The sequence below is a fragment of the Pseudoalteromonas sp. ESRF-bin5 genome, from assembly GCF_002632075.1.
Lineage (GTDB): Bacteria > Pseudomonadota > Gammaproteobacteria > Enterobacterales > Alteromonadaceae > Pseudoalteromonas > Pseudoalteromonas marina.
Genome location: NZ_NTLW01000102.1, coordinates 13,739 through 40,582, shown reverse-complemented (window position 1 = coordinate 40,582; position 26,844 = coordinate 13,739). Strand labels below are relative to the sequence as shown.

Annotated in this window: 25 protein-coding genes; 12 read left to right on the top strand and 13 right to left on the bottom strand. The window is 40.1% G+C overall.

The window, feature by feature from the left end:
* Nucleotides 1-3 precede the first annotated feature (3 nt).
* Complete coding sequence (gene gpmM / locus BCG07_RS05190; protein WP_286889090.1) at nt 4-1,548, bottom strand: 2,3-bisphosphoglycerate-independent phosphoglycerate mutase; 1,545 nt, start codon at nt 1,546-1,548, stop codon at nt 4-6.
* Between the two features lie 271 nt (nt 1,549-1,819).
* Between gpmM and BCG07_RS05185 the strand changes: the two genes are divergently transcribed.
* The 4 genes from BCG07_RS05185 to gpsA are packed head-to-tail and all read left to right on the top strand — an operon-like array spanning nt 1,820 to nt 4,075.
* The gene (locus BCG07_RS05185; protein ID WP_006794823.1) at nt 1,820-2,251 is read left to right on the top strand and encodes a rhodanese-like domain-containing protein; all 432 of its coding nucleotides are present in this window, start codon (nt 1,820-1,822) and stop codon (nt 2,249-2,251) included.
* A gap of 32 nt (nt 2,252-2,283) precedes the next feature.
* The gene (gene grxC, locus BCG07_RS05180) at nt 2,284-2,541 is read left to right on the top strand and encodes a glutaredoxin 3 (RefSeq protein ID WP_006794822.1); all 258 of its coding nucleotides are present in this window, start codon (nt 2,284-2,286) and stop codon (nt 2,539-2,541) included.
* 34 nt (nt 2,542-2,575) lie between these two features.
* Nucleotides 2,576-3,064, top strand: a complete 489-nt coding sequence (gene secB, locus BCG07_RS05175; RefSeq protein WP_006794821.1) for a protein-export chaperone SecB — start codon at nt 2,576-2,578, stop codon at nt 3,062-3,064.
* 3 nt (nt 3,065-3,067) lie between these two features.
* A complete protein-coding gene (gene gpsA, locus BCG07_RS05170) occupies nt 3,068-4,075 on the top strand; it encodes an NAD(P)H-dependent glycerol-3-phosphate dehydrogenase (RefSeq protein ID WP_039038003.1) in 1,008 nt (335 codons plus the stop codon).
* Between the two features lie 73 nt (nt 4,076-4,148).
* Here gpsA and trmL read toward each other — a convergent pair whose 3' ends face one another.
* Entirely contained in the window at nt 4,149-4,613 is a 465-nt protein-coding gene (gene trmL / locus BCG07_RS05165; RefSeq protein WP_286889085.1) for a tRNA (uridine(34)/cytosine(34)/5-carboxymethylaminomethyluridine(34)-2'-O)-methyltransferase TrmL, read from the bottom strand.
* A gap of 105 nt (nt 4,614-4,718) precedes the next feature.
* Between trmL and BCG07_RS05160 the strand changes: the two genes are divergently transcribed.
* A complete protein-coding gene (locus BCG07_RS05160) occupies nt 4,719-5,636 on the top strand; it encodes a cation diffusion facilitator family transporter (protein ID WP_006794818.1) in 918 nt (305 codons plus the stop codon).
* Here BCG07_RS05160 and BCG07_RS05155 read toward each other — a convergent pair.
* From BCG07_RS05155 to BCG07_RS05145, 3 genes are read right to left on the bottom strand one after another with little or no spacing between them, the layout of a single operon-like run.
* Nucleotides 5,596-6,543: an alpha/beta fold hydrolase gene (locus tag BCG07_RS05155; protein WP_286889083.1), complete on the bottom strand. Its 948-nt coding sequence runs from the start codon at nt 6,541-6,543 to the stop codon at nt 5,596-5,598. The two genes, BCG07_RS05160 and BCG07_RS05155, sit on opposite strands and share 41 nt — an antisense overlap.
* Nucleotides 6,544-6,546: 3 nt before the next feature.
* Nucleotides 6,547-7,962 carry an ATP-binding protein gene (locus tag BCG07_RS05150; RefSeq protein ID WP_286889081.1) on the bottom strand — a complete coding sequence of 472 codons (1,416 nt, stop codon included), beginning with the start codon at nt 7,960-7,962 and terminating at the stop codon, nt 6,547-6,549.
* Nucleotides 7,940-8,629, bottom strand: a complete 690-nt coding sequence (locus BCG07_RS05145) for a response regulator (protein WP_203985199.1) — start codon at nt 8,627-8,629, stop codon at nt 7,940-7,942. Before BCG07_RS05145 ends, BCG07_RS05150 begins: the two co-directional genes overlap by 23 nt.
* 183 nt (nt 8,630-8,812) lie before the next feature.
* Here BCG07_RS05145 and BCG07_RS05140 point away from each other — a divergent pair, with 183 nt between their 5' ends.
* Nucleotides 8,813-9,304, top strand: coding sequence for a Spy/CpxP family protein refolding chaperone (locus BCG07_RS05140; RefSeq protein ID WP_286889078.1), 492 nt, complete (start codon nt 8,813-8,815; stop codon nt 9,302-9,304).
* Between the two features lie 80 nt (nt 9,305-9,384).
* Here the strand turns inward: BCG07_RS05140 and yacG are convergent, their stop codons facing one another.
* The 8 genes from yacG to nadC form a co-directional block, all read right to left on the bottom strand.
* On the bottom strand, nt 9,385-9,615 hold the full coding sequence (gene yacG, locus BCG07_RS05135) for a DNA gyrase inhibitor YacG (protein ID WP_006794561.1): 231 nt from the start codon (nt 9,613-9,615) through the stop codon (nt 9,385-9,387).
* Nucleotides 9,616-9,682: 67 nt separating this feature from the next.
* Nucleotides 9,683-11,359 carry a type IV-A pilus assembly ATPase PilB gene (pilB, locus tag BCG07_RS05130; protein ID WP_006794560.1) on the bottom strand — a complete coding sequence of 559 codons (1,677 nt, stop codon included), beginning with the start codon at nt 11,357-11,359 and terminating at the stop codon, nt 9,683-9,685.
* Between the two features lie 132 nt (nt 11,360-11,491).
* Nucleotides 11,492-12,124: a dephospho-CoA kinase gene (gene coaE, locus BCG07_RS05125; protein WP_286889076.1), complete on the bottom strand. Its 633-nt coding sequence runs from the start codon at nt 12,122-12,124 to the stop codon at nt 11,492-11,494.
* 17 nt (nt 12,125-12,141) lie between these two features.
* On the bottom strand, nt 12,142-13,035 hold the full coding sequence (locus BCG07_RS05120; protein ID WP_286889074.1) for a prepilin peptidase: 894 nt from the start codon (nt 13,033-13,035) through the stop codon (nt 12,142-12,144).
* 144 nt (nt 13,036-13,179) lie between these two features.
* Nucleotides 13,180-14,409, bottom strand: a complete 1,230-nt coding sequence (locus tag BCG07_RS05115; RefSeq protein WP_039038010.1) for a type II secretion system F family protein — start codon at nt 14,407-14,409, stop codon at nt 13,180-13,182.
* Between the two features lie 88 nt (nt 14,410-14,497).
* Entirely contained in the window at nt 14,498-15,841 is a 1,344-nt protein-coding gene (locus tag BCG07_RS05110; protein ID WP_286889071.1) for an O-antigen ligase family protein, read from the bottom strand.
* A 60-nt stretch (nt 15,842-15,901) separates the two neighbouring features.
* The gene (locus tag BCG07_RS05105; RefSeq protein WP_286889069.1) at nt 15,902-16,324 is read right to left on the bottom strand and encodes a pilin; all 423 of its coding nucleotides are present in this window, start codon (nt 16,322-16,324) and stop codon (nt 15,902-15,904) included.
* Between the two features lie 525 nt (nt 16,325-16,849).
* Entirely contained in the window at nt 16,850-17,695 is an 846-nt protein-coding gene (nadC, locus tag BCG07_RS05100) for a carboxylating nicotinate-nucleotide diphosphorylase (protein WP_286889068.1), read from the bottom strand.
* Between the two features lie 216 nt (nt 17,696-17,911).
* Between nadC and ampD the strand changes: the two genes are divergently transcribed.
* From ampD to lpdA, 6 genes are all read left to right on the top strand, one after another.
* Nucleotides 17,912-18,466 (top strand): 1,6-anhydro-N-acetylmuramyl-L-alanine amidase AmpD, encoded by a 555-nt coding sequence (gene ampD / locus BCG07_RS05095; RefSeq protein WP_286889104.1) that lies wholly within the window; start codon nt 17,912-17,914, stop codon nt 18,464-18,466.
* A 13-nt stretch (nt 18,467-18,479) separates the two neighbouring features.
* Nucleotides 18,480-19,331, top strand: coding sequence for a beta-lactamase regulator AmpE (ampE, locus tag BCG07_RS05090; protein ID WP_008131099.1), 852 nt, complete (start codon nt 18,480-18,482; stop codon nt 19,329-19,331).
* A gap of 392 nt (nt 19,332-19,723) precedes the next feature.
* Nucleotides 19,724-20,473, top strand: a complete 750-nt coding sequence (gene pdhR, locus BCG07_RS05085) for a pyruvate dehydrogenase complex transcriptional repressor PdhR (protein ID WP_006794551.1) — start codon at nt 19,724-19,726, stop codon at nt 20,471-20,473.
* A gap of 90 nt (nt 20,474-20,563) precedes the next feature.
* Nucleotides 20,564-23,230, top strand: coding sequence for a pyruvate dehydrogenase (acetyl-transferring), homodimeric type (aceE, locus tag BCG07_RS05080; RefSeq protein ID WP_286889066.1), 2,667 nt, complete (start codon nt 20,564-20,566; stop codon nt 23,228-23,230).
* Between the two features lie 10 nt (nt 23,231-23,240).
* Nucleotides 23,241-25,145, top strand: coding sequence for a pyruvate dehydrogenase complex dihydrolipoyllysine-residue acetyltransferase (gene aceF / locus BCG07_RS05075; protein WP_286889064.1), 1,905 nt, complete (start codon nt 23,241-23,243; stop codon nt 25,143-25,145).
* Nucleotides 25,146-25,320: 175 nt separating this feature from the next.
* Nucleotides 25,321-26,748, top strand: a complete 1,428-nt coding sequence (gene lpdA / locus BCG07_RS05070; RefSeq protein WP_286889063.1) for a dihydrolipoyl dehydrogenase — start codon at nt 25,321-25,323, stop codon at nt 26,746-26,748.
* Nucleotides 26,749-26,844: the final 96 nt, after the last annotated feature.

The following is a 26,844-nucleotide window of genomic DNA, read 5'->3' as shown; positions in this document are numbered from 1 at the left end:
GGGTTATTTCAACGTCATGATGGGTGTGCCAGTCATTTCACTTGGCTGCTCCATGCCCATTAAGTGCAGCATTGTAGGGGCAACATCACTTAATGCTTTACCTTCTGATGGTGTCGCATCGCGACCAACATAAATAAATGGCACCGGTTCACTTGTATGCGCGGTATGTGCTTGGCCCGTTTTAAGGTTAGCCATTTGTTCTGCATTACCATGATCGGCTGTGATCAACGCTTCACCGCCAAATTCGTTCAATGCATCAACTACACGGCCAATACAGGTGTCAACGGCTTCACAAGCTTTTACAGCAGCATCAAATACACCTGAGTGGCCAACCATATCGCCATTAGGGTAATTACATATAATGGCGTCGTATTTCCCGCTTTTAATTGCTTCTACAAGCTTATCGGTTAGCATTTCTGAGTTCATTTCAGGTTGCAAGTCGTAGGTAGCCACTTGCGGTGAAGGGATTAATTCACGCGTTTCACCTTCAAATTCGTCCTCACGTCCGCCGCTAAAAAAGAAGGTAACGTGTGCGTATTTTTCTGTTTCAGAAATACGCAGTTGTGTTTTTCCTTGTTTTTCAAGCCATGCCCCTAATACGTTAGTAAGAGGAGTTGGGCCAAATGCAACGGGTGCGTCTATATCGGCTGCATATTCTGTCATCATAACAAATGCGCTTAGAGCGGGGGATTTTTTCTTGGTAAAGCCATCAAATTCAGGCTCTACAAAGGCGCGTGTAATTTCACGTGCTCGGTCTGCCCTAAAGTTTGCAAAAATAACGGTGTCGCCGTCATTAATTTGCGCTGCTTCTCTACCTGCTGGTGTAATGGTTGTAGGAGCAACAAACTCGTCGTTTTCGTCGCGCTCATAAGCTGCATTTAATGCGGTTACGCCATCGCTGTAGTTAAATTCTCCAATGCCAGAGGTCATTACATCATAGGCTTTTTCTACACGATTCCAGCGGTTATCTCTATCCATTGCATAATAACGACCAACGAGTGTTGCTAGCCGACCACATTCAAGTTTTGCAAACAACGCTTCTATACGTTCAATAGATGCTTTGGCACTACGCGGTGGTGTATCACGACCATCCAAAAATGCATGAAAATAGACTTCCTTAGCACCGCGTTTTGCAGCCAGCTCTATGCTTGCAACAATGTGATCTTCATGACTATGAACGCCACCCGGGCTCAATAACCCCATAACATGAACGGCTTTGCCGGCATTAACTGCTTTATCAATGTTTTCAACAAGTGCAGGGGTTGAGTCAAATTCACCGTCATTTATTGCTTTGGTGATTCGAGTAAAGTCTTGGTATACAACACGTCCTGCACCTAAATTAACATGCCCAACTTCAGAATTACCCATTTGTCCATCAGGAAGACCTACATCAAAACCAGATGCTGAAATTAATGTGCGAGGGCGAGATGCCCATAAGTTATCTAACACGGGGGTATTCGCTGCTAGTATTGCATTGCTTTGCTCGTCTTCACGATATCCCCAACCGTCTAAAATCATTAATACCAGTGGTTTTTTATGTTCAGTCATAGTCACTCCTAAAAGTTAGCACCTGTTTTGCTTTAGCATACCGTGTTTTGTTACTTGAATCAGCATACAAAACAGCATATTAATTTTTTTCACTTAATTGAATATCGTATTGATGCTGATGTGCGGTTAATAACCTTTATATGGGGTGTTTTTCCTCCTTTTAAACTCTGTGTAAACTCGCATTTTAAGTTGGTTTGGGTATACTTGCGTGGCTAAAGTCTAAAATGTCTAAAACATTGCGTTTTAGGATGTAATTTATAGTGGAAGTCGAATGGATCAATATATTGAATTTATAAGCAATCACCCTATTTTAAGCCTTGCTTGGGTTGGTATTGTTTTTCTTATTGTCAGTGGTTGGATAAAAAGTAAATTTTCAGCTATTCGTCAAATAAACCCTCAGCAACTAACGCTACTTATTAACCGTGAAGATGGTCAAGTAGTGGATATGCGAGCACAAAAAGAGTTTACGTCTGGCCGTATTTCGGGTGCTGAACACTTAAGCCCTGAAAATGCCAAAAAATCTGACTTTTCAGGCCTTGAAAAGTACAAGACTAAACCCATTATATTGGTATGTACTACAGGTATGACAGCCCAAGGCACGGCCACAGCAATGCATAAAGCTGGTTTTGAACAGGTTTATGTATTAGCGGGCGGAATGGGTGCATGGCAATCTGCTAGCTTACCAACGATAACAGGTCGCTAATCTCGTTTAGCTAAACCGATAGAGGATTTATTATGAGTAACGTTGTTTTATACACCAAGGCATATTGTCCATTTTGTCAGCGCGCTATGGCGCTTTTAAAAAGCAAAGGCGTTGAATTCACTAATTTTGATATTGGTGTACAACCTGAACTTCGCGATGAAATGATTACTAAAGCCGGTGGCGCAAGCACTGTACCGCAAATTTTTATTAATGATGAACATATCGGTGGCTGTGACGACATGATGGCTATTGAGGCTCAAGGTAAACTTGACGCTAAGCTTAACGCTTAATTTAATTATAATAACGAACAAGTTAGGAATAACAATGAACGAAGAAACTCAAAACGCAGCAGCGGCACAAGACGCAGGCGCACAATTTACTATTCAACGTATTTACACTAAAGATGTGTCGTTTGAAACGCCAAACTCTCCGGCAATTTTTCAAAAAGAATGGACGCCAGAAGTTAAGCTCGACCTAGATACTCGCTCTAACAAGTTAGACGAAGGTGTATTTGAAGTTGTTTTAGCATTAACTGTGACAGCATCAATTGGCGAAGAAACTGCGTTTTTATGTGAAATTCAACAAGCGGGTATTTTTACTATTGCTGAGGTTGAAGAAGTACAACTTGCTCATATGCTAGGTGCATTTTGTCCTAACGTATTGTTCCCATATGCACGTGAAGCGGTATCTAACCTAGTTAACCGTGGCACTTTCCCACAGTTAAACCTTGCGCCAGTAAACTTTGACGCATTGTTTGCACAGTATATGCAACAACGTACTGCGCAAGCTGACCAGGTTACAGCAGACGCATAACTTATGAGTACAGCAACTTCAGCTGTTACTGTATTGGGGGCGGGGTCTTATGGCACCGCCCTTGCTATTTGTTTAGCCCGAAATGGTCATAAAGTGACGCTTTGGGGACGCAATAGCGACGACGTTGCTACGCTTGCAGCTGAGCGGAAAAATCAACGTTACTTACCAGATGCACCCTTCCCAGACACTCTAGTACTAGAAGCCGATTTACAACGCGCAGTTGCATGCAGTGCTATTGTGCTTGTTGTTGTGCCAAGCCATGCATTTGGCGACACACTTGCGCAAATAAAACCTGCATTGCAAATCGATGCTAAAGTCGCGTGGGCGACTAAAGGCCTTGAGCCAAATACGGGGCGTTTATTACAAGAAGTTGCGCAGCAAGAGTTGGGTGATGAAATCGCACTTGCGGTACTTTCGGGTCCTACATTTGCGAAAGAAATGGCAATGGGTTCACCAACAGCTATTTCTGTTTCGTCTACCTCACCTGAGTTTGCACAACAATTGGCTGATTTACTGCATTGTGGTCGTTCATTTCGTGTGTATAACAATGACGACTTTATTGGCATACAGCTAGGTGGTGCGGTTAAAAACGTAATTGCTATTGGCGCGGGTATTTCTGATGGTGTAGGTTTTGGAGCCAATGCTCGCACAGCCTTGATCACACGAGGTCTTGCAGAGCTGACTCGGTTAGGTTGCGCTCTAGGCGCAAAGCCAGAAACCTTTATGGGAATGGCAGGCCTTGGCGATTTAATTTTAACCTGTACCGATAACCAGTCACGCAATCGTCGTTTTGGTTTAGCACTGGGTAAAGGTGAAAGTGTTGAAGCTGCAATTGAGTCGATAGGCCAAGTAGTAGAGGGCTTTAGAAACACCAAAGAAGTGTATTTACTTGCCCAGCGTGCAGGCGTTGAAATGCCTATCACAGAACAGATTTACAAAGTACTTTATGAAAATAAAGATATGAAAGCTGCTGCCATGGCATTGTTAGGCAGAGAGCAACGATCAGAATAGCATTCACTACTGTGATACAAACTAAAAAAACCGACATCATGTCGGTTTTTTGTTAGCTTTAATAATACGTGTATTACTGCGCGTTAGGAAAGCCCAGCTGTCGCCATGATTCGTAAACAAATACAGCGACTGCGTTTGAAAGGTTCATGCTTCGGCTATTTGGTTGCATTGGGATACGCACGCGCTGCTCGTTTGGTAGAGCTTGAATCATCTCATCGGGTAGCCCGCGTGTTTCTGGACCAAATACTAGACAGTCGCCGGCTTCGTAAAATGCTTCATGATGAAATTGGCTGCCTTTGGTTGTACATGCATACACTTTTTTCGGTTTGCACTTTTCAAGATACGCTTCAAATGACGCATGACGCTGAACATGGCTGAATTCATGGTAATCAAGGCCTGCACGCTTTACACGTTTGTCGTCCCACTCAAACCCTAAAGGCTCAATTAAATGCAGCGAAAAGCCGGTATTTGCACAAAGGCGGATAATATTCCCTGTGTTTGGTGGAATTTCAGGTTGGTATAAAACAATATCCAGCATAATTAGCCTTTTAATAAATGGTATTTGACCGATGCAGTATACACGAAACCCTTAAAAAAAATGATATACTCAAGGTATTGAATACTCTTTTTAGCGGATGAAATTGTGCATAACCGCAGTTACGAATTTTGGGTTAAAGCCTCTAGCATTATTACTATGGTAATGGTGAGTTTAATGATTGCAGCAAAGGCATGGGCCTGGCTTGCTTCAGGCTCTGCTTCAATGCTTGGCTCCTTAACAGACTCATTAATGGACATTACCGCTACATTTATGAGTTTTTTAGTTTTAGGTTACGCACTGCGTCCAGCCGATGATGATCATCGGTTTGGCCACGGTAAAGCCGAGGCCTTAGCAGGGCTTGGGCAAGCTGCGTTTATTGCAGGCTCGGGCTGTTTACTGGCATTTCATGGTGTTGAGCGCTTATTTAACCCTATAGAGCTTACACATTCATTATTAGGTGTATGGGTAAGTGCTTTTGCAATTGCATGTACCCTGGTCATTGTTTTTGTACAAACTAAGGTTATTAAGCATACCGAATCGATTGCTATAAAAGCAGATTCGGTGCATTACAAAGGTGATTTGATTTTAAACGCTGCTGTTTTAATTGCGATTGCTCTATCTTATTACGGAATGATGTATGCCGATCCTATTTTTGCAATAGGGGTAGCAGGTTACTTACTTTATAACAGTTGGGATATTGCAAGAGATAGTGCCGATCATTTAATGGATAAAGAACTCCCAGACGATGAAAAGCAAAGCATTTTTGATATTGCTAAAGAGCACAGCGATGTGCATGGCGTACACGGGATCCGTACTCGCCAGGGGGGGAAAATTAAGTTTATTCAAATGCATTTAGAGCTTGATGACCATTTAAGTCTAATACGAGCCCATACTGTGGCTGATGAGGTTGAAGCGATGATTGGTGCTCGTTTTGAATCGGAGGTTGATATACTAATCCACCTCGACCCGCTTTCTGTTTTAACTAAGCCGTCACCGACTCACAAAACTTATACAGACTCTTAAGTACTGGCTGGCGTACATCATCACATTCAAAGAATAGTTCGTGCTTGGCGTCAACAAAGCTTTCTAGGGTAATATTTGCGTACTTATTAGCTAGTCTATAGTGCGCTTCATTATCGACAACTACATCGTTTTTTGCGCTTGCAATGTAAAGTGGAATATCAACAGTAAGCTCATCTATTGATGATAAAAAAGTAAAGGTTGAATTTAGCCACCCATAAGTAACCCCGCCAAGTTGTAGTAAAGGCTCCTCATTATATGTTTGCCTAAATAGGCTGTAGCGTAATTCGCAACTTGTTAATACGTTTAAAGGGAACTCTTCTGGGGTGTAGTCGGTTTGTCCAAGGGCATAGCTAAATTGAAAACCAAGACGTACGGCATTACTTGCAATTATTCGGGCTAAAGGCTTTGGAATACCTTTGGTGTGTATATCGAACATTGGGGCTGATAAAAACGCACCGCTAAAACTATGCTCATAGTTTGCCAAATAATCAAATGCAATAGCACCTCCCATCGAGTGGCTCACTAATAGCTTTTTACCTTGCCAAACGGTGTCGACTATTTGGGTGTTAAATAAATTAAGATCGGCACTGTAGTCACCAAAATTATTTACATAGCCCTTATGTTTATTTTTTAAATAGCGGTAAGAGCGACCCTGTCCTTGGTGGTCAACAATAAAAACAGCAAAATTATTAGTATAAAGCTCCCATAACAACTCTTTGTATTTATCGAGCCCTTCGATTCTGCCTGAGCTAATAACTATGGCAACATGAGCTTTATCTGGCTGGGCATGCGCATAAAATAACTGCCCATTAGGCGTATTTAAATACGCTTTAACTAATGTGTTTTGATAAAAATCATTAATGGCTGATTGGTTACCTTTAAGCTCGCGCTCACTACTATAAAACATGGTTTACTCTTTGATTATTGGCAGTGTGATATTAGCACACAAGCCGCCCTGATCTTTGTTCGATAAAACTAAGGTGCCATTATGAGCTGTAATTGCATTTTTTGCGATAGCTAAGCCTAAACCGGTTCCACCACTGACTCTATCTCTTGCATCAGACTGCCTAAAAAACGGCTCACATAGCTTATCAAGCTGGTTATTTGGCACGCCTGGGCCATCATCACATATTTCAATATGCACGGCATCACCATGCGATAGTTTTATACTTATTATGTTATTTGCATATTTAATGGCATTACGAAGTAGGTTTTCAAGCGCGCTGGCAATCAGGGCTTCATCGCAGCTAATGGTTACGCTTGCATCGCCTGTTATTGTTAACTGCTTATCATATTGTTTTGCTTCAAATTTTGCATCGTTTAAAACATGTTCAACAATAACGTTTAGTGATTGCTTTTGCATTGCAAGGGTTTGGCTTTTTGCTTCTAAACGAGACACTTGAAGTACATCAGCAATCATTTGATCGAGTTGATTAGCCTCTTTTTCTATTCGTAATAAATAAGACTGACTTGCCTCATTTGCTTGCATTTGTGCAAGGCCTGTTGCCATTTTTAAGCGAGTAAGTGGCGAACGTAACTCATGGGATATATCAGCAAGCAAGCGTTTTTGTGAGCTTATTAATAGTTCTAGCTGGTTTGCCATACTGTTAAAGTCTCGACCAAGTACCCCTAGCTCATCTTTTCTGTTAGTTGAAATGGCTGCACGTGCGCTTAAATCGCCAGAAGATAGTTTTATAGCCGCTTTTTTAAGGCTATTAATAGGTGCAATTAAGTTACGACTAAACAAAAAGCTTAAAATTAAAGAGGCAATAATTGCAATAGATACCTTAATCCAGCCGGGCATTAGCTTTAAGCGTATAAACAGAGGTGGCTGATTGTTTATGTCTATTTCATATAAATAAAATACTCCTTCGGGGACGGTTAATTGAACTGGCCCAAATGCTTGATATTGCTCAGTAAAAACAATTTGCGGTGACATGTTTTTGGTAAAATTAAGAAGGCTTAGGTCTATGTTTATAGGTGTTTCTTTATTAGTAAAAGAAATATCTGATTGCTCAGCGCTTAAATATAAAAGCTTACGTTTAGATAAGCGTGGATGCGAAAGAATACTCTCAAGCGAACGCTTATGCTTAAATGCAGAGCGCTCAATACTTCTTGCGGTATAAGCTAGGTTTTTTTCCATCGGGCCATGTAAGGGTTCATTACTTACTAAGTTCAGTACACTGATATTACTTAAAAAAACAAGCGCAGTAACGGTGCCAATAATGGTTAGCCAAAACCAAACAAATATTTTAAAAAATAAATAATGCCGAGGGTGCTTAAGCCAAGATAAAGCGCCTGATTTACTCGCCTTGGATGAAAACATAACCGCTGCCTCGCATTGTTTTAATTCGTTCTGTTTTAATGTGCTCTGCTATTTTTTTTCGGATATTACTTACATGCATATCAATAGAGCGGTCGAACGATGCTAAACGCCTGCCTAGCACTTCTTCACTAATTTGCTCTTTACTAACAACTTGGCTGGCGTTTTTACACAAAAGTGCCAGTATTTCGTACTCTGTGCCGGTCAGCGTGAGAGTATTCTCATCAATAGAGGCTTCTCGTGCTGCAAGGTTAATAGTTACACCATTTACAAGCAGCTTATTAGTTGTGTTGATATTTAAGCTGTTTATATGCTCTATACGACGTGTAATCGCTTTTACGCGGGCAAGTAGCTCTCTATGATTAAATGGTTTTGGTATGTAATCATCCGCACCGAGCTCTAATCCAAAAATACGATCAAAGTCTTCACCTTTAGCTGTAAGCATAATAACTGGGGTGAGTTTGGTTTGCCTAAGTTGTTTTAGAACTTCAAAGCCATCTAGCGTAGGTAGCATGACATCAAGCAATATTAATGCGTAGTCGTTTGCCTGTGCTAACTTTAGGCCTTGTTCGCCGTCGTGTACGCTTTGTATTTCAAACCCTTGGCTTGAAAGGTATTCGCTGAGTAACTCACAAAGACCCGTATCGTCGTCAATCATTAATAGTTTCATTTACAAACCCTTAGGCAATATTTCATTTCTTTATTTTACGCCCTTAATTGCTCAAAAGTGAATCTTTACACAACCTTTACACTGCTTTGCGTTACTTTGCGTTGAGTTAGTTATAGTTAACTCACTGGCTAGGCAATTACACGACAGCCAACCACAACCAACCCAACAGTTAAGGTGATGATTATGACTAAAGTAAATACACTTTCAAAATTAGTACTTATTTGTGGCTTAGCAACAGCTACACTTGGTGCAGGTAGCGTACTAGCTAAAGGCGGTATGCATGATAGACAAGGGCATTCTTCAGCGCGTTTTTTGCTTTCTGAACGCGGCGCCGAAAAACTTGATTTAACGCAAGATCAGCAAACTAAGCTAAAAGCTATTTTTGACGCACAAAAAGCGCAAATGAAAGCCTTACGAGGCGACGATAAAGAAGCACGTAAAGCAATGCGTGAAGCGCACAAAGCAAAAATGGACGTACTACTATCAGCAGCAACATTTGACGAAAATGCAGCAAAAGAGCTTTTAAGTGAGCGCCAAAGTAAAGGTGAAGAGTTTGCCTTAATTAAGCTAAAAACGCAGCATCAAGTAATGCAGTTGCTTAACGCAGAGCAAAAAGAAAAGTTTGCTAAAATTCAAAAGCGTAAAAGTAAAAAGCAGCGTAAGCAAAAAAGCTAACTAACCCTGTGGTTAACTTTTAAGTGAGTACTAAAAAGCCAGCATATAGCTGGCTTTTGTTTATATAAAACTAGATGACATTACTTAAAAAAGTCGTCTTCGTTTTTAGCCATCATGGCTTCTATGTCTTCAATCATGTCTTGGTTTATTTGATCAGCCGATGTGATTGGCGCTGAAATTTTATTATTTTCAAACGACCACTCACCCAAATCAATGAGTTGGCAACGCTTAGAACAAAATGGGCGGTGAGGACTTTGCTCAGACCACTCAACATTTGTTTTACAGGTTGGACAATTTACAACAGTAGGCATGTTTTACTCTCAACAGGTTACTCATTAGCGCTTGCTGGATTTAAAGTAAGCAAAGCGCTAAATAGTTTTACATATTAGTTACGCGGTTTATTTCAGCAAGTGACGTTAAACCATCAGCGGCTTTACGTAAACCCGATAGGCGTAAATTATTAAAACCGGCTTTTAATGATACCTCAGCGATTTCTAGTGAGTTACCACCGCGCATGATTATTTGTGCAATTTCTGGTGTGATTTGCATAACTTCGTAAATACCTACACGACCTTTGTAACCATCGGTACAGCCATCACACCCTTTAGGTGCATATAGAGTCATATCTTCAATTTGCGCTGTGCTAAATCCTTGGCGAGAGAGCTCCTCGCTTGGCAATTGTTCAGCCGTTTTACATTTTGGGCATAAACGACGTGCTAATCGCTGTGCAATAATTAAACTAATTGAGCTGGCTACGTTATAGGCGGGTACGCCCATATTTAATAGTCGGGTAATGGTTTCTGGCGCTGAATTTGTATGCAACGTAGATAAAACCAAGTGACCTGTTTGCGCCGCTTTTATTGAAATTTCTGCGGTTTCAAGGTCACGTATTTCACCTACCATAACTACATCGGGATCTTGACGTAAAAACGCACGCAATGCATTAGCAAAGGTCATGTCGGCTTTAGGGTTAATTTGTACTTGGTTTATCCCTTCAAGGTTTATCTCAACCGGATCCTCTGCGGTACTAATGTTTCGCTCAGGTTGGTTTAATATGTTTAAACCCGTATAAAGCGATACCGTTTTACCTGACCCGGTAGGACCTGTAACGAGTATCATGCCTTGTGGTTGACCAAGCGCATCCATGTATAACTTTTTCTGCTCTTCTTCGTAACCAAGTACATCGATACCTAGCATAGCGCTTGATGAATCAAGAATACGCATTACTATTTTTTCGCCCCACAGCGTGGGCATAGTACTGACACGAAAATCGATACTTTTTCGCTCAGTAATTTTTAATTTAATTCGGCCATCTTGTGGTTTACGCTTTTCGGCAATATCAAGTCGCGACATTACTTTAATACGAGCAGAAAGCTTGGTTGCTAATGTATTAGGTGGACTTGCCACTTCGTGCAAGATGCCATCAATACGAAAACGAATTCGGTACTTATGCTCGTAAGGTTCAAAATGTAGATCCGATGCGCCTTTTTTTATCGCGTCCATTAAAATTTTATTAATGTACACAATAATTGGGGCATCGTCTTTGTCGTCATCTTGCGGTGCTGATTCTTTTTGGCTTTCAGTGTCTAGGTCGGCAAATTCTTTAAACTCATCATCGCTCAAATCTAGGCTGCCGGTTGCATCTAGCAATTGCTCAATTTTATTATCGAGCTGAATGTAATCAACGACGACTATTTCGCATGAAAGGCCGGTACTAAATTCAAAGTTTTCGAACGCGCCGTAATCGGTTGGATCAGAGGCTGCCACATACACTTTTCGGCCTTTTTGTACCAACGGTAAAATATGGTGTTTGCGGATCAGTTTTTCTTTTACAAGATCGGCAGGAATAGACGCAGGATCAAAGTCTTTTAAATCAAAATAGGGAACACGAAACAAATCAATACATTGCTCTGCTAACTCTTTACTGTCTATTTTTCCACATTTAGAAATCAGTTCAGCGGTTGAGGCAAACTCTTGCTGCTTTGCTTTTACCGTATCGGCATCAATACGCCCAAGCGTAAGAAACTTTCTTAATAACGGTGAGTTAATATTCATTGCGCACCTTTTTAATCCTTCAGAGAGAGTAATTTATCAGAAAAAAGAAGGGGATTACATTACTCTTCACAATCTAGGCTAAATTTATTAATTAATATAGAAGATTAGTTTGTTTTGACTCGGTTTTACAATTTAAGTTGCTTGCATTTGTGCCTTGTGCAGATAACGTTTATGTAGCGTTAATAAGTCGTGGTTAACGTCGGTAAGTGCGCGGTCGTTATTTAAAATATCATCGGCTTTTTTTTGTTTGTTTTCGCGTGACATTTGCGCTGCAATAATTGCTTTTACTTGCTCAACACTTACATTATCACGCGAAGCCGTGCGCTCTATTTGTACATTTTGAGGTATATCAATCAGTAGCGTTCGATTACACAATTTATCTAGGCCGTTTTCAAACAAAAGTGGTGCTACAAGTACTACATATGGGCTTTTTGCGGCACTAAGGTCGTTATGTATTTTGTTTCTAATGAGTGGATGCAATAAATTATTTAGCCACTCTTTGTCGGCAGTATTAGTAAAAATACGCTCACGTAAAGCGCTTCTGTTTAGTGTGCCATCGCGTAATAAAATACTTTGCCCAAATTTTCTTACAATGGCATTTAAACCATCGCTTTTAGGCTTTACGACTTGGCGCGCAATAATGTCGGCGTCAACTATTGTAATGCCAAGCTGCTCAAACATATTACTTACAGCCGTTTTGCCACAGCCAATACCGCCTGTTAAGCCAAGAACCCAAGGTGATGTTTTAATATCAGATTTGCTCATTTTAGTGCGTACTCAAATTAGTAACCAATTAAGTTAAAATACGCGCTTTGCAATTGGTTACCCCACAGTAACGTGATCCAACCAGCAATTGCTAGGTAGGGCCCAAATGGAATAGGGGTTGCTTTATCTTTACCCTGAATACTTAATAAAGCGATACCGATAATGGCGCCAACAACACTTGAAAGCAGTATTATAGTGAGTAACGATTGCCAGCCTAGCAGAGCACCAAATAACGCTAACAGTTTAAAGTCGCCATAGCCCATGCCTTCTTTGCCTGTTAGCAATTTAAATAACCAAAAAACACTCCATAGGCTTAAATAACCAAAAGCGGCACCCATAATTGCATCACTTGGCGTAATTGTAATTCCGGCAACAGCGGCAATCAGTGCCAGCCAAACAAGCGGTAAAGTGAGCTGGTCAGGCAGTAACATGTGGTCTATATCAATAAAGGTCAGTGCCACAAGTGCCCACGTGATCACTATGTATAATAATGCTTGTTCTGTTGCGCCAAAGGTATAAGCAACCACTAAACTTAATAGAGCGGTAATGGCCTCAATAGCAGGGTATCGAATAGAGATAGGGTTACTACAACTTGCGCATTTACCTTTAAGTATTAACCAGCTAATGATAGGAATATTTTGCCAAGGATTAATGGCCGTTTTGCATTTTGGGCAGGTGGAATTTGGTTTTACAAGATTAAAATGCTCGCTGGTGTTTTTTGGTTTAGCTTGATTGGTATTGAGCTCGTCATCTAATAGTAGCCGACACTCGCTTTGCCACTCTCGCTGCATCATAAGCGGCAAACGGTAGATAACTACATTTAAAAAACTACCCACACATAAACTAACTAAGCCAACGGTGGTTAAATAAAACCACAGTTGGCTTTGCATTACTTCAATAATACTTTGCATATATACCTGAAACTATTCTAAAAAAAGTCTAAAAATTAAGTGAAATAATTATCACAAAGAGAAGTTAAAGAAAGCAAATGAGAAGACTAAATCGCCAACCATAAAAATAAGACGCTCTTTAATTTCTGTAAAATTTTTTATTAATTAAATGACAGAACCTAATTGGAAAATAGGTAAGTACATGGCAACAATTAAGCCGCCTACGAGCACACCAAGTACGGCCATAATAAGAGGTTCTAACAGGCTTGAAAGGCCATCAACGGCATCGTCAACCTCTTGCTCGTAAATAGTCGCTACTTTTGCCAGCATGCCATCTAACGAGCCAGACTCTTCACCAATGGCAACCATTTGAATTACCATATCAGGGAATATTTTAGAATTTCGCATGGCCCAGTTCATTTGGTTACCTGAGCTTACCTCAGCTTTTATATCTAAAATGGCATAACGGTACACTGCGTTACCAGAGGCACCTGCAGCAGAGTCAAGCGCATCAACAAGTGGTACACCGGCTGCAAAAGTGGTGGAAAGTGTTCTAGCATAGCGTGCAACAGCTGCTTTATTTAAAATCATGCCAATGACAGGGAGCTTTAAAATGGCTCTATCTGTTGCATCTCTGAGTTTTAAGCTTCTGAGTTTGGCTTCTTTAAACGCATAACCAAAGCCAACAATTGCAATTAAAATCATCCACCAATACGCTTGCATAAACTCAGATATCCCGATTACAAATAAAGTAAATGCTGGGAGCTCAGCGCCAAAGCCTGAGAATATATCCTGAAATTGTGGCACTACGAAAATTAGCAAAATAGAAGTTACAATACCTGCTATCACTAATACAGATATAGGGTAAAACATTGCTTTTTTTATTTTTGATTTAAGCGCTTCAGATTTTTCTTTGTACAATGCAACACGATCAAAAATTTTATCAAGTGCACCTGATTGCTCGCCCGATGCGACTAAATCGCAATATAAGTCATCAAAATAACGAGGGTGTTTTCTTAGCGCTTGCGATAAAGGCTGACCTGCCTTTACTTCATCGCCAATGGTTTCCATTAGTTTACCCACACTTTTATTAGTTGAGCCCGTGCCTATCATTTCAATGGCTTGTATAAGAGGTACACCCGCCATAAGCATGGTGGCGATTTGGCGTGTAACAAGCGCTATATCTTTAGGGGTGATTTTTTGAACACTTTGAATGCCAAATAAAGGTTTTGGTTTACGCTTTACTTTTGAAGGTGTAATGCCTTGCTTTCTTAGCTGAGCTTTAACAAGTGCAATGCTATTACCTGTGAGCTCTCCTTCAAGTTTCTTCCCTCGGGCACTTACACCGACCCACTGAAAAGTATCGAGGCCTTTATCTTGTTGTTTTTTTGCCATGAGATGATCCAGCTGAATTAATATTATTAAAGAATTCTGTACCTAGCATAACTTAAACGAATGATTCTTGGTAGAAATATACTGTTTATCAGGCACGTTGACCAATGGACCAAAACCTTGGTCCGTAAATATAGCCATTATCAGGATCGATATTATTATAAATTTCTATTGCTTTTTGTAAATATAAAAACCAAGCAAGGACGAATACACACGCCAAAAATAGCCTAGCATATATATTTATAGGAATATGTTTGCACTTGTTTCTATAAAGCCTGCCAATAAGTAAGCCCCACATTATAAACAACAAGGTTTGAGAAACTGGCATCACATGTACACCAGAGAATAGCGAATACGTAATACCTATAGCAAAAGAGTAAAAAATACTCTCCGTAATTATATCTTTTTTATGATTTTTTAGATGTATTATAGATTTTCTCAATGTATTAAAAATTACGATTAAAATACAAATTAGTGCTACTCCTCCCCACTCATTTAAAACTTCTATCAATGAGTTGTGGGGATGACTAAATGGTGCTGAACTCCCGAGAGACATTTCAAATACACCAGGGCCACTACCAATCAAAAAATGTTTCCATGATAAGTTTGAAAGTGTATTTAACCATAAATCAACACGGCCTGAAGAAGATGTGCGAAGTATATCCGCACCACCTTTATTAAGTGAATCTAGAATATAAAAAGTGATACAGCTAAGTGCAAGGCAAACTAGCCCGGTTAAAATTTGCTTTTTTAGGGTTGTTTTTAATGTGAGAGCAAATACTGAAAAAATAAAAAATGAGAGCAAGGCACCTCGAGCTTGACCAATAAAAATTAGTAATAGATTTAAAAATAAAACAATGAATACGATGCGTTGAATACTTTTAAATTTTAGCAGTAATATTAAAAAGGGAAGAATAAAAACCTGTACCTGATTAAAGAAGCGAATGTTAATAAAGCCAGAGTAGATTATATAGGGATTCAAAGGTTGCTGCTCTGCTAGTGTAAAAACTATGTTTAGCAGGCAAATTAAAATTAAGCTCGTGTGGGCTATCAGTAAGGTATAAATAATAAATAACACTGATTTTCTGTCGTTTACGGTACTTATATAATACATAGCGCCAATAAGTAGGCTGATGTGAAGCATGTAAAAAGAGCTAAAGCTTTTTTCCTGACTAGCTAGAGATGATAAGAAACCGCAAAGAGAAAAAACTAACAAAAACATTGCACTTTTTTTATCAAGTAAAACTGCGAAGGTAGGTTTTTTTTTATGTAATAAAACTATGAGCATTAGAACGCAGAAGCTGAGTAGAAAAGCTATTTGGAATATACGTTGATGATTATGGTAATCGTAAGAAGTTGTTGGAATTAATGGTGCTAAAGTGCTTAAGAAAAATAAACTAACTATAAGTAACTTTATTGAATTAGATTTAGCCATAGGTTTATTATGATTATTAAAAAAGCGCCACTCAGGCGCTTTTATCTAGTCATAAATCAATTAAGAATGAGGACAGCTTTTTGGAGCTAGCTCTGTAGCGTCACCAGTTAAGCCTGAAGTTGCACATGACCAAGTACCAGCGGCGCTTCTAGTCCATGTCAAAACTGCCGTTGAAACTTGTGTTGGAGCATTATCGATAGTACATACAATGCTCGTAGCTGTTGTTGTTATTGCACAATTTTCTGTTGCCGCAGATAGGCCAATATCAGCAACTGCTGGAGCGCCAGCTTCACCGTTATTCTTTTCTATTTCAAAGCCAGTACGTCCAGCTGAAATTTCTGCTAGGCCAGCTGTCAGTTTTGAAGTAGCCTGATAGCTAGAATATGCAGGCAGTGCTACCGCAGCAAGAATACCGATGATTGCTACTACAATCATTAATTCAATTAGGGTGAAACCCTGTTGTTTTTGAGTCATTGTTTTCATGTTTCCTCTCCTAAAGGATAGATTGTGTAAGTTAAATCACTTAATTGGCAAAATACCGAACTTAATTTAACTGATTTACTTTACAGCTTTGCTTAAAATAAACTTTTGCGCTATTCACATTTTGTTGTGGGGTTAGCGCTATATTTACACTATAGCTTTAGAGTTTGAAACACAAAAGCTAGGCGTGAATTCACTATGTTTTATACTTAACTGGCTGCTTATAGGCTGGATACAAATAATTGCTACCAGCAGCTAATAAAAAGTGTAGTCATAAGTAACTTGGATTGCTTGTTAGGATTAACTAAAAATCAAGCATCTAATTATTTATGATGAGCTTTTATAATAAAACAGTACAAGTGTATCATTTTATTTTAGTTGTTAGCACGCTACTTTTCCTAAAACAGCTAATTAATTTAACAAATTGTTACAATTAGTTATTTTTAACTATTAAATTACTTTTGTTTTAACTTGTCAACGCTTTAGCATTTATTAAATGTAGAACTAAATTATTACTTTGGCTATGCATCATTCAAAACGCATCGATAAATCGATTGATTGTAAGTTTTTTGTTAATGCGCCGCTAGATATAAAGTCTACACCCGCTTGTGAATACGTTTTAAGTGTTTCTAGCGTCATATTGCCAGACACTTCTAATTTAGCGCGCTTGTTAGTTAAGATTACGGCTTGCTTAATTTGTTCAACGCTAAAGTTATCAAGCATGATTATATCGGCGCCAGCGTCTATGGCTTGTTTTAGCTCTTGCAGCGATTCAACCTCAACTTCAACCGGTTTGCTTGGGTGGTTTAGTTTTGCCTGAGCAACGGCTTTTTCAATACCTCCGCAGGCTGCTATGTGGTTTTCTTTTATTAAAAACGCATCAAACAACCCAATACGGTGGTTTGCGCCACCGCCGCATTTTACTGCATATTTTTGTAAGGCTCTTAGCCCTGGAATCGTTTTGCGGGTATCGAGTAATTGTGTAGTTGTACCACTAAGCTCTTTTACATAATGCGCTGTGGTTGTTGCTGTGCCAGAAAGCGTTTGTACAAAGTTAAGTGCGGTGCGCTCTGCGGTTAAAATTGCGCGGGCGGACCCTTTTGCTGTAAATAATGTGCTGTTGGCAGTGACAACGTCGCCATCGTTTACCAGTACTGATAACTGCACTGTTGGGTCTACTTGCTTGAACACTTCAATAATGATGTCTTTTCCACAAAATATGCAGTCTTCACGGGTTATCACTTTGGCACTTGCTTGCTCGTTTTGTGGGATAAGCTGAGCGGTAATATCTCCATCGGCTGCGGTTTGGTAGTTTAAGTCTTCGTCGAGCGCAAGGGTAACAAGTTGACTAAGTAAAGTGTGCGAAATAGACATGGCTAAAAGCTCATAAGCATTAATAAATTAAAGAAAATTTTACTATGTTTAAATAATGAATAGAAGCGCTTTTAATTATTAGAGCATAGCAGAGAGCTTTAATATTAAAATATAAGCAGCTTATAATTCCCTACCTACCTAGATGAGGCTTGGTTACTATCATTATTTTTATAAATCCTTTAGCATCAAGGTTATGAATAGTTTGGTATAAATGTGATGGCAATAGATTTAAATGGAGTGTTGTTAACGGCGCAACAGCGCGCATGCACGCACTATGATGAGCGCCCAGAACACACAGATATTACCTTGTTGGTCATTCATAATATTTCACTCCCCGCAGGGCAGTTTGGTACCCCCTTTGTGGATGATTTATTTATGGGGTGCATTGATTGCAATGCCCATACAAGTTTTAGTGATTTAAAAGGGCTGCGTGTATCAGCGCATTGCTTTATTAAACGCACTGGTGAGGTGATTCAATACGTGCCATTTAACAAGCGTGCTTGGCATGCCGGCGTATCTGAATATGAAGGACAAACTGCGTGCAATAATTACAGTATTGGTATTGAGCTTGAAGGCACCGATACAGCTGCTTATACTCGCGCTCAGTACGCCTCGTTATGTAATTTAAGTAAATCTATAATGCAGCGCTATCCCAAAATTACCTCTTCGCGTATTGTGGGGCACTGCGATATTGCACCCGGTCGCAAAACAGACCCCGGCAGTAGTTTTAACTGGCCATTATTTTTAAATATGCTTGAGCAACCAAGTTGAGAGAGTCACTATCATGATTTTAGTTTCTATTATTTTAGCGTTAATTTTAGAGCGTTTAGGGGCGCGAGCTAACTATTGGCAAATAAGCTATTACGCTAATGGCTATTTAAAACGCTCCAACCGCTTACTTGCCAGTAACGGTTTATTTAGTTCGGCAATGGGTTTTTTAATTTGGCTATTTTTACCTGTAGTTGCTATGGCATGTATTTACAATTTGTCGGAATTTGTTTTGTGGGAGTTGGCCATTAATATTGCTGTTTTACTTGTTTGTTTTGGCTGTGCAAAGCAACGTGCTTTATATAAAGCATATTTAAACGCACTTACACGCGATGATGGTACTGCGGCGTCTTTATATGCATTGCAAATGGGGCAAAAACGTACTGAAGATCAAAAAGGCGGTGAAACCTTTGGGCAAACACTTGCTTGGGTAAATTTTAGATTTTACTGTGCCGTTATTTTTTGGTTTGTGGTTTTAGGTGCGCCGGGGGCTGTTTTATATGCCCTTGTACGTACCTTTGCCGATTTAGTGCGAGACAACCACAAAGTGATATTTGCTAAACATTTTAAGCTAATACATAAATTACTGTTTTGGTTAGATTGGTTACCGGCACGTATAGCAAGTTTTGGTTACTTAGTAATTGGTAACTTTAATAAAGGAACGAGCTGCTGGTTACATTACGCGCTTGATTTTTCAAGCCCTAACCGAAAGGTCGTCACTTATACTGCGCTTGCAGCAGAGCAAGTAGAAAAGCGTTATTATGGTTGCACTTACGAGGCAACGTGTATGATTAAGTTAGTTAAGCGTAATGTACTATTTTATTTAGTTTTAATTGCATTACTTACTTTGTTTGGCGGTTTGTCTTAACACCTTATTTTTTGAAGCCAATTTAAAGGCAAAGCACTTATTTACGCTAAAGTGCTTTGGTTTTGGCTTCCTTTCCTATTTAAAACGCTTAAAACGTAGCGATTAGAACCTTCCTTAAAATAGAGTTAAAACTCTAAATTTATCTGGTCAGACCATTTGAATGGCCAGCTTACTAGCCTCTCAAAACTAAGCTATATTGTGTATTGTTTGATCTTCGTTAAAAATGCGTTACGCTAATATCCCCGTACAAGTAACCTGTAAATTGACAGCTATATGGGTTTTTGATAACGTATTGCAAATTCTTGGTATGACCAATTTACCTTTTGGGTAAATCTTATAACTTTGAGCCCCAGTTTTAGGGCTTGGTATTTATACAACGCGGACGTTGATTCATGTCTTTAAAGATTAAAGCAGCAAAACTATCTGATGTTATTTTACAACAACTTGAGAATATGATTCTTGAGGGATCGTTAGCACCAGGAGAAAAGCTGCCTCCAGAGCGTGAACTAGCAAAACAGTTTGAAGTGTCTCGTCCTTCGCTGCGCGAGGCCATTCAAAAGTTAGAAGCAAAAGGGCTAGTTACGCGTCGACAAGGCGGTGGTACGTTTGTAAAAAATCAGCTGGAAGAAGGGTTAACTGATCCGTTGTTTGAACTGATAAGTAAACACCCTGAGTCACAATTTGATTTGCTCGAATTTCGTCATGCTTTAGAAGGTATTGCTGCTTACTACGCAGCACTGCGAGGTACAAGTAACGATTTTACTAAAGTAAAACAAAGCTTTGATAAAATTGCGCTTTCGCATGATGACCTACAGCAAAAAGCAAAAGCAATTAATGCCTTTCATTTTAGTGTGGCTGAGGCCTCACATAATGTTGTGTTATTGCACTTGGTGAGAGGTATGCAGGCGTTGCTTGAGCAAAACGTATTGCAAAATTTAACGGTTTTATTAGAGAAACCTGATATTAGCAGTCAGTTAGCCGAGCACAGACGTTTGTTAATGGATGCGGTTATTGACGGCAATCCAGAACAAGCTCGTTTAGCAAGTAATGCGCATTTAGCGTTTATTGAAGAAGCATTACTTGAAGCGGGCAAAGAATATTCGCGAATTGAACGTAGTTTAAGACGCACAAAACAAAATTAAGCTAATACTCTATTACTTGAACACACTAACTTAAGTATCAGTTGTATTAAATTAACAACATTCGTATTTTAAACATAAGGAAACCTCCATATGTCTGAAGTCAATAAAATTGACGTAGACGCGCTAGAAACACAAGAGTGGTTACAAGCTCTTGAATCAGTTGTGCGCGAAGAAGGTCTTGAACGAGCTCAGTACTTACTTGAGCAAGTATTAGAGCAAGCCCGCTTAGACGGCGTTGATATGCCAACGGGTATTACCACGAACTACGTTAATACTATTCCTGTAGATCAAGAACCTGCTTACCCAGGTGATGTGAACCTTGAACGCCGTATTCGTTCAATTATTCGTTGGAACGCGATTATGATCGTTCTGCGTGCATCTAAAAAAGATCTCGACTTAGGCGGCCATATGGCGTCTTACCAATCGTCAGCAGCATTTTATGAAGTGTGTTTTAACCACTTTTTTAAAGCGCCAAACGAGGTGGACGGTGGTGACTTAGTTTATTACCAAGGTCATATTTCTCCGGGTATTTACGCGCGTGCATTTGTTGAAGGCCGTTTAAGCGCAGCTCAACTAGACAACTTCCGCCAAGAAGTAGATGGCAAAGGTTTACCGTCGTACCCACACCCTAAATTAATGCCTGAATTTTGGCAGTTCCCTACAGTATCAATGGGTTTAGGCCCAATTGCATCTATTTACCAAGCGCGTTTCTTAAAATACCTAGACGGCCGCGGTTTAAAAGACACTAAAAACCAACGTGTATACGCGTTTTTAGGTGATGGTGAAATGGATGAGCCAGAATCACGCGGCGCAATCTCTTTTGCTGCACGTGAAAAGCTAGACAACCTATGTTACTTAATTAACTGTAACTTACAGCGTCTAGATGGCCCAGTAATGGGTAATGGCAAAATTATTCAAGAACTAGAAGGCCTATTTAAAGGCGCTGGTTGGAACGTAATTAAAGTTGTATGGGGAAGCGGTTGGGATATTCTGCTAGCTAAAGATACAACAGGTAAATTACTACAATTGATGAACGAAACAATTGACGGTGATTACCAAACATATAAAGCAAAAGATGGCGCGTACGTTCGTGAGCATTTCTTTGGTCGTTACCCAGAAACAGCAGCCCTTGTTGCTGATATGACGGATGACGAAATTTTTGCACTTAAGCGTGGTGGTCATGAGCCATCAAAACTTTATGCTGCATTTAAAAAGGCCGAGCAAACTAACGACCGTCCGACTGTGATACTTGCTAAAACTGTAAAAGGTTACGGCATGGGTGAAGCTGCTGAAGGTAAAAACATTGCGCACCAAGTGAAAAAAATGGACATGAGCCATGTTGAACACTTACGTGACCGTTTAGGCCTACAAGACTTAGTCTCTGAAGAAGCAATTAAAGACTTACCTTACTTAGAGCTTGATGAAAGCTCTGAAGAGTACAAATACTTACACGCTCGTCGTAAAGACTTAGAAGGTTATACACCAACTCGCATAGCTAAGTTTTCTGAAAAATTACAGTTGCCAGAAGTAGCAGCATTTAAACCACTACTTGAAGAGCAAAAACGTGATATTTCAACCACAATGGGCTTTGTTCGTGCACTTAATATTTTATTAAAAGACAAAGGCATTGGTAAAAACATTGTACCAATTATTGCCGATGAAGCACGTACCTTTGGTATGGAAGGTTTATTCCGTCAAATCGGTATTTACAACCCACATGGCCAAAACTACACACCTCAAGACCGTGATATTGTTTCTTATTATAAAGAAGCTACATCAGGGCAAGTACTTCAAGAGGGTATTAATGAGTTAGGTGCAATGTCGTCATGGGTTGCTGCTGCAACATCATACAGCACGAATGATTTACCAATGATCCCATTCTACATTTACTACTCTATGTTTGGTTTCCAACGTGTTGGCGACATGGCATGGATGGCGGGAGACCAGCAAGCACGTGGTTTCTTATTAGGTGCTACGGCTGGTCGTACTACGCTAAATGGTGAAGGTCTACAGCATGAAGATGGCCACAGCCATATTCTTGCAAACACGGTTCCTAACTGTATTTCTTACGACCCGACTTACGCATTTGAAGTTGCTGTAATTGTACAAGATGGTATTCGTCGTATGTACGGTGACGACCAAGAAAATATTTACTACTACCTAACGCTAATGAACGAAAACTATCATCAGCCAGCTATGCCAGAAGGCGCTGAAGAAGGTATTCGTAAAGGTATTTATAAGCTTGAAAGCTACGAAGGCAAAAAAGCCAACGTACAGTTATTAAGCTCAGGTACTATCATGACTGAAGTGCGTAAAGCGGCTGCAATTTTAAGTGATGATTACGGCATTGCATCAGACGTTTACTCTGTAACGTCATTTAATGAGCTTACGCGTGATGGTCAAGATGTTGAGCGTTTCAACATGCTTAACCCAGAAAGCGAGCAAAAAACAGCTTACATCACGAGTGTATTAAACGACTCAGTAACTGTTGCCGCTACCGATTACATGAAAAACTACGCAGAACAAGCGCGTTCATTTATTCCTAGCAACAATTATAAAGTGTTAGGTACAGATGGTTACGGTCGTTCTGATAGCCGTGAAAACTTACGTCGTCATTTTGAAGTTAACGCAAGCTACGTTGTTGTTGCTACGTTATCTGAACTTGCTAAACGCGGTGAAGTTGAAAAGTCTGTTGTTGTTGACGCGCTTAAGAAATTCGACATCGACACAAATAAACTAAACCCACTGTACGCATAAGAGGTTTGTAATGAGTATTGAAATTAATGTTCCAGATATCGGTGGCGATGACGTAGAAGTAACCGAAATCTTAGTAAGCGTTGGTGACAAAGTAGATGTTGACCAATCTTTACTGACAGTTGAAGGCGACAAAGCCTCAATGGAAGTACCTGCTGCGCAAGCGGGTACTGTAAAAGAAATTAAAGTAAATGTTGGCGATACAGTAACAACGGGCTCTTTAGTATTTATATTTGAAGGCGAAAGTGCAGGTGCTGATTCAGCACCTGAAGCACCCGCTGAATCGGCGGCACCAGCTCACGCTTCAGGTTCTTCAACTAAAGAAGTAACCGTACCAGATATTGGTGATGACGAAGTTGAGGTAACTGAAATCATGGTTGCTGTTGGCGATACCGTTGAGGAAGAGCAATCTATCCTAAACGTTGAAGGCGACAAAGCGGCTATGGAAGTACCAGCACCGTTTGCTGGTACTGTAAAAGAGATTAAAGTAGCTACTGGCGATACAGTAAAAACAGGTTCATTAGTATTTGTTTTTGAAGTTGCAGGTTCGAGCGCATCTGCATCAGATGCATCTAAGCAAGAATCTGCGCCAGCAGAGACTGCTCAAAGCGCCGAGCCAAGCACAAAAGAAGTAAACGTCCCTGATATTGGCGATGACGAAGTTGAAGTAACTGAAATCATGGTTGCTGTTGGTGATACCGTTGAAGAAGAGCAATCTATCTTAAACGTTGAAGGCGACAAAGCAGCTATGGAAGTACCAGCGCCATTTGCAGGTACAGTTAAAGAAATTAAAGTAGCAGCGGGCGATAAAGTAAAAACTGGTTCACTTATTTTTGTATTTGAAGTTGCAGGCAGTGCACCTGCAAAAGCTTCAGCACCGGCTGAACAAAAGCCAGCGGCGGCACCTGCAAAAACCGAGTCTGCGCCAGCACAGGCTGCACCTGCCGCTAAAGTTAGCAACGAAAGTTTTGAAAACAATAGCGCGTATGCTCATGCATCGCCCGTTGTTCGTCGTTTAGCACGTGAGTTTGGTATTAACTTAGCGAACGTAAAAGGCACGGGTCGTAAAAACCGTGTGGTTAAAGAAGACGTGCAAAACTATGTTAAAAGCTTAGTGAAGCAAGTTGAGTCTGGTCAAGTTTCAGCATCAGCAGGTAATGCTGGTGGCAGTGAGCTTGGCTTAATTCCTTGGCCAAAAGTAGATTTTGCTAAATTTGGTGAAATTGAAGAGAAAAAACTGTCTCGCATCCAAAAGCTATCGGGTAAAAACTTACACCGTAACTGGGTACAAATACCGCATGTTACACAGTTTGACGAAGCAGATATCACAAGCCTTGAAGTATTCCGTAAAGAGCAAAACGTATTAAGCGAGAAGAAAAAGCTTGGCGTTAAAATCACACCACTAGTGTTTGTGATGAAAGCTGCGGCTAAAGTACTTGCTGAGTTCCCAACGTTTAACTCGTCGCTGTCTGAAGATGGCGAAAGCTTGATTCTTAAAAAGTACATTAATATTGGTGTTGCGGTAGATACACCTAATGGCTTAGTTGTTCCAGTGTTTAAAGACGTGGACAAAAAAGGCATTATTGAGCTATCTCGTGAGCTAATGGAAGTGTCTAAAAAAGCGCGTGAAGGCAAGCTAACTGCATCAGATATGCAAGGCGGTTGTTTTACTATTTCAAGTTTAGGCGGTATTGGTGGTACGGCATTTACGCCAATTGTTAACGCACCAGAGGTTGCTATTTTAGGTGTATCTAAATCTGAAATGAAACCTAAGTGGAATGGTAAAGACTTTGAGCCTAAATTAATGGTTCCGTTGTCTATGTCATACGATCACCGTGTGATTGACGGTGCTCTAGCTGCACGCTTTACCGCAACGCTTGCTAGCTACATGAGCGACATACGTCAATTAGTGATGTAATCGCTACAATATGAACAAAATCAAATCCCAGCCAGTTGTTTTTAGCTGGGATTTTTACTATATGCAATGATACAATCTTTGCACTATTTGTGAATTGCTCTGATTTTCTGCCCATGCAGAAACATGGCAGTTAAATTTTAGGGCAGTGTCCCGTTCAAACAATTAAGGTAATAGCATGAGCAACGAATTAAAAACTCAAGTTGTTGTACTAGGCGGTGGTCCTGGTGGTTACTCTGCGGCTTTCCGTGCTGCTGACTTGGGCTTAGAAGTTACATTAGTAGAATCGCGTGAAACATTAGGCGGCGTATGTCTTAATGTTGGTTGTATTCCTTCAAAAGCACTTTTACACGTAGCTAAAGTAATTGATGACGCTGCAGAAATGTCATCTCATGGTGTTACTTTTGGTGCACCGCAAATTGACTTAGACAAAATCCGTTCTTGGAAAGAGTCTGTTGTTGGTCAGCTTACGGGCGGCTTAGACGGCATGGCTAAAATGCGTAAAGTTAAAGTTGTACCAGGCTATGGTAAATTTACTGGTAGCAACACTTTAGCTGTTGAAGGTGCTGACGGTACAACTACTATCACGTTCGACAATGCTATTATTGCCGCAGGTTCAAAACCAGTTAATTTACCTTTCATCCCAGAAGATGACCGTGTAATTGACTCAACTGGCGCATTAGAGCTTAAAGATATTCCTGAAAAACTACTTGTTTTAGGCGGTGGTATCATCGGTCTTGAAATGGGAACTGTTTACCGCGCATTAGGTTCTGTCATTGATGTAGTAGAATTTGCTGATCAATTAGTTCCTGCAGCTGATAAAGATATTATCAAAATTTACCAAAAATACGTAAGCGATAAGTTTAACGTTATGCTTTCAACTAAAGTTGTTGCTGTTGAAGCGAAAGACGATGGCTTATACGTTACATTTGAAGGTAAAAATGCACCAGCTGAGCCAGTACGTTACGACAAAGTACTTGTTGCAGTAGGTCGTACGCCTAACGGTAATTTACTTGATGCTGAAAAAGCAGGCGTAAATGTAGATGAGCGTGGTTTTATTAACGTTGATAAACAGTTACGTACTAATGTAAGCAATATTTTTGCAATTGGTGACTTAGTTGGCCAGCCTATGCTTGCGCATAAAGCGGTTCATGAAGGTCATGTTGCTGCAGAGGTTATCTCTGGTCAGAAGCACTTCTTCGACCCTAAATGTATTCCTTCAATTGCCTACACTGACCCAGAAATTGCATGGGTAGGTGTTACTGAGAAAGAAGCTAAAGAGCAAGGTTTAAGCATTGAAACTGCGGTATTCCCGTGGGCTGCTTCAGGTCGTGCAATTGCATCTTCTCGTACTGAGGGTTCTACTAAGCTTATCTTTGATAAAGAAAGTGGCCGTATAATAGGTGGTGCTATGATTGGTATTAACGCGGGCGAAATGCTTGGCGAAATCGGTTTAGGTATTGAAATGGGTGCAGATGGTGAAGACTTAGCACTTACTATTCATGCTCACCCAACATTGAACGAATCAATTGGCCTTGCAGCTGAAATTTTTGAAGGTTCAATCACTGATTTACCAAACAAAAAAGCAGTTAAAAAGAAGAAGTAAGTTCTTTTAACTAGCAACGCTTTTTTAAAACCCAAGCTTCGGCTTGGGTTTTTTGTTTTATAGCTGTGAATCCAAACATAAACAAAACTTGCTTTA

Excerpts from the sequence above, each read along its gene's own strand:
- aceF (WP_286889064.1), top strand. The coding sequence starts at position 23,241 with ATGAGTATTGAAATTAATGTTCCAGATATCGGTGGCGATGACGTAGAA.
- coaE (WP_286889076.1), bottom strand. The coding sequence starts at position 12,124 with ATGAGCAAATCTGATATTAAAACATCACCTTGGGTTCTTGGCTTAACA.
- grxC (WP_006794822.1), top strand. The coding sequence starts at position 2,284 with ATGAGTAACGTTGTTTTATACACCAAGGCATATTGTCCATTTTGTCAG.
- BCG07_RS05105 (WP_286889069.1), bottom strand. The coding sequence starts at position 16,324 with ATGAAAACAATGACTCAAAAACAACAGGGTTTCACCCTAATTGAATTA.
- BCG07_RS05115 (WP_039038010.1), bottom strand. The coding sequence starts at position 14,409 with ATGGCAAAAAAACAACAAGATAAAGGCCTCGATACTTTTCAGTGGGTC.
- ampE (WP_008131099.1), top strand. The coding sequence starts at position 18,480 with ATGATTTTAGTTTCTATTATTTTAGCGTTAATTTTAGAGCGTTTAGGG.
- BCG07_RS05155 (WP_286889083.1), bottom strand. The coding sequence starts at position 6,543 with ATGTTTTATAGTAGTGAGCGCGAGCTTAAAGGTAACCAATCAGCCATT.
- BCG07_RS05185 (WP_006794823.1), top strand. The coding sequence starts at position 1,820 with ATGGATCAATATATTGAATTTATAAGCAATCACCCTATTTTAAGCCTT.
- BCG07_RS05140 (WP_286889078.1), top strand. The coding sequence starts at position 8,813 with ATGACTAAAGTAAATACACTTTCAAAATTAGTACTTATTTGTGGCTTA.
- BCG07_RS05145 (WP_203985199.1), bottom strand. The coding sequence starts at position 8,629 with ATGAAACTATTAATGATTGACGACGATACGGGTCTTTGTGAGTTACTC.
- BCG07_RS05110 (WP_286889071.1), bottom strand. The coding sequence starts at position 15,841 with ATGGCTAAATCTAATTCAATAAAGTTACTTATAGTTAGTTTATTTTTC.
- nadC (WP_286889068.1), bottom strand. The coding sequence starts at position 17,695 with ATGTCTATTTCGCACACTTTACTTAGTCAACTTGTTACCCTTGCGCTC.
- ampD (WP_286889104.1), top strand. The coding sequence starts at position 17,912 with ATGGCAATAGATTTAAATGGAGTGTTGTTAACGGCGCAACAGCGCGCA.
- gpsA (WP_039038003.1), top strand. The coding sequence starts at position 3,068 with ATGAGTACAGCAACTTCAGCTGTTACTGTATTGGGGGCGGGGTCTTAT.
- trmL (WP_286889085.1), bottom strand. The coding sequence starts at position 4,613 with ATGCTGGATATTGTTTTATACCAACCTGAAATTCCACCAAACACAGGG.
- pilB (WP_006794560.1), bottom strand. The coding sequence starts at position 11,359 with ATGAATATTAACTCACCGTTATTAAGAAAGTTTCTTACGCTTGGGCGT.
- lpdA (WP_286889063.1), top strand. The coding sequence starts at position 25,321 with ATGAGCAACGAATTAAAAACTCAAGTTGTTGTACTAGGCGGTGGTCCT.
- yacG (WP_006794561.1), bottom strand. The coding sequence starts at position 9,615 with ATGCCTACTGTTGTAAATTGTCCAACCTGTAAAACAAATGTTGAGTGG.
- pdhR (WP_006794551.1), top strand. The coding sequence starts at position 19,724 with ATGTCTTTAAAGATTAAAGCAGCAAAACTATCTGATGTTATTTTACAA.
- secB (WP_006794821.1), top strand. The coding sequence starts at position 2,576 with ATGAACGAAGAAACTCAAAACGCAGCAGCGGCACAAGACGCAGGCGCA.
- BCG07_RS05120 (WP_286889074.1), bottom strand. The coding sequence starts at position 13,035 with ATGCAAAGTATTATTGAAGTAATGCAAAGCCAACTGTGGTTTTATTTA.
- aceE (WP_286889066.1), top strand. The coding sequence starts at position 20,564 with ATGTCTGAAGTCAATAAAATTGACGTAGACGCGCTAGAAACACAAGAG.
- gpmM (WP_286889090.1), bottom strand. The coding sequence starts at position 1,548 with ATGACTGAACATAAAAAACCACTGGTATTAATGATTTTAGACGGTTGG.
- BCG07_RS05150 (WP_286889081.1), bottom strand. The coding sequence starts at position 7,962 with ATGTTTTCATCCAAGGCGAGTAAATCAGGCGCTTTATCTTGGCTTAAG.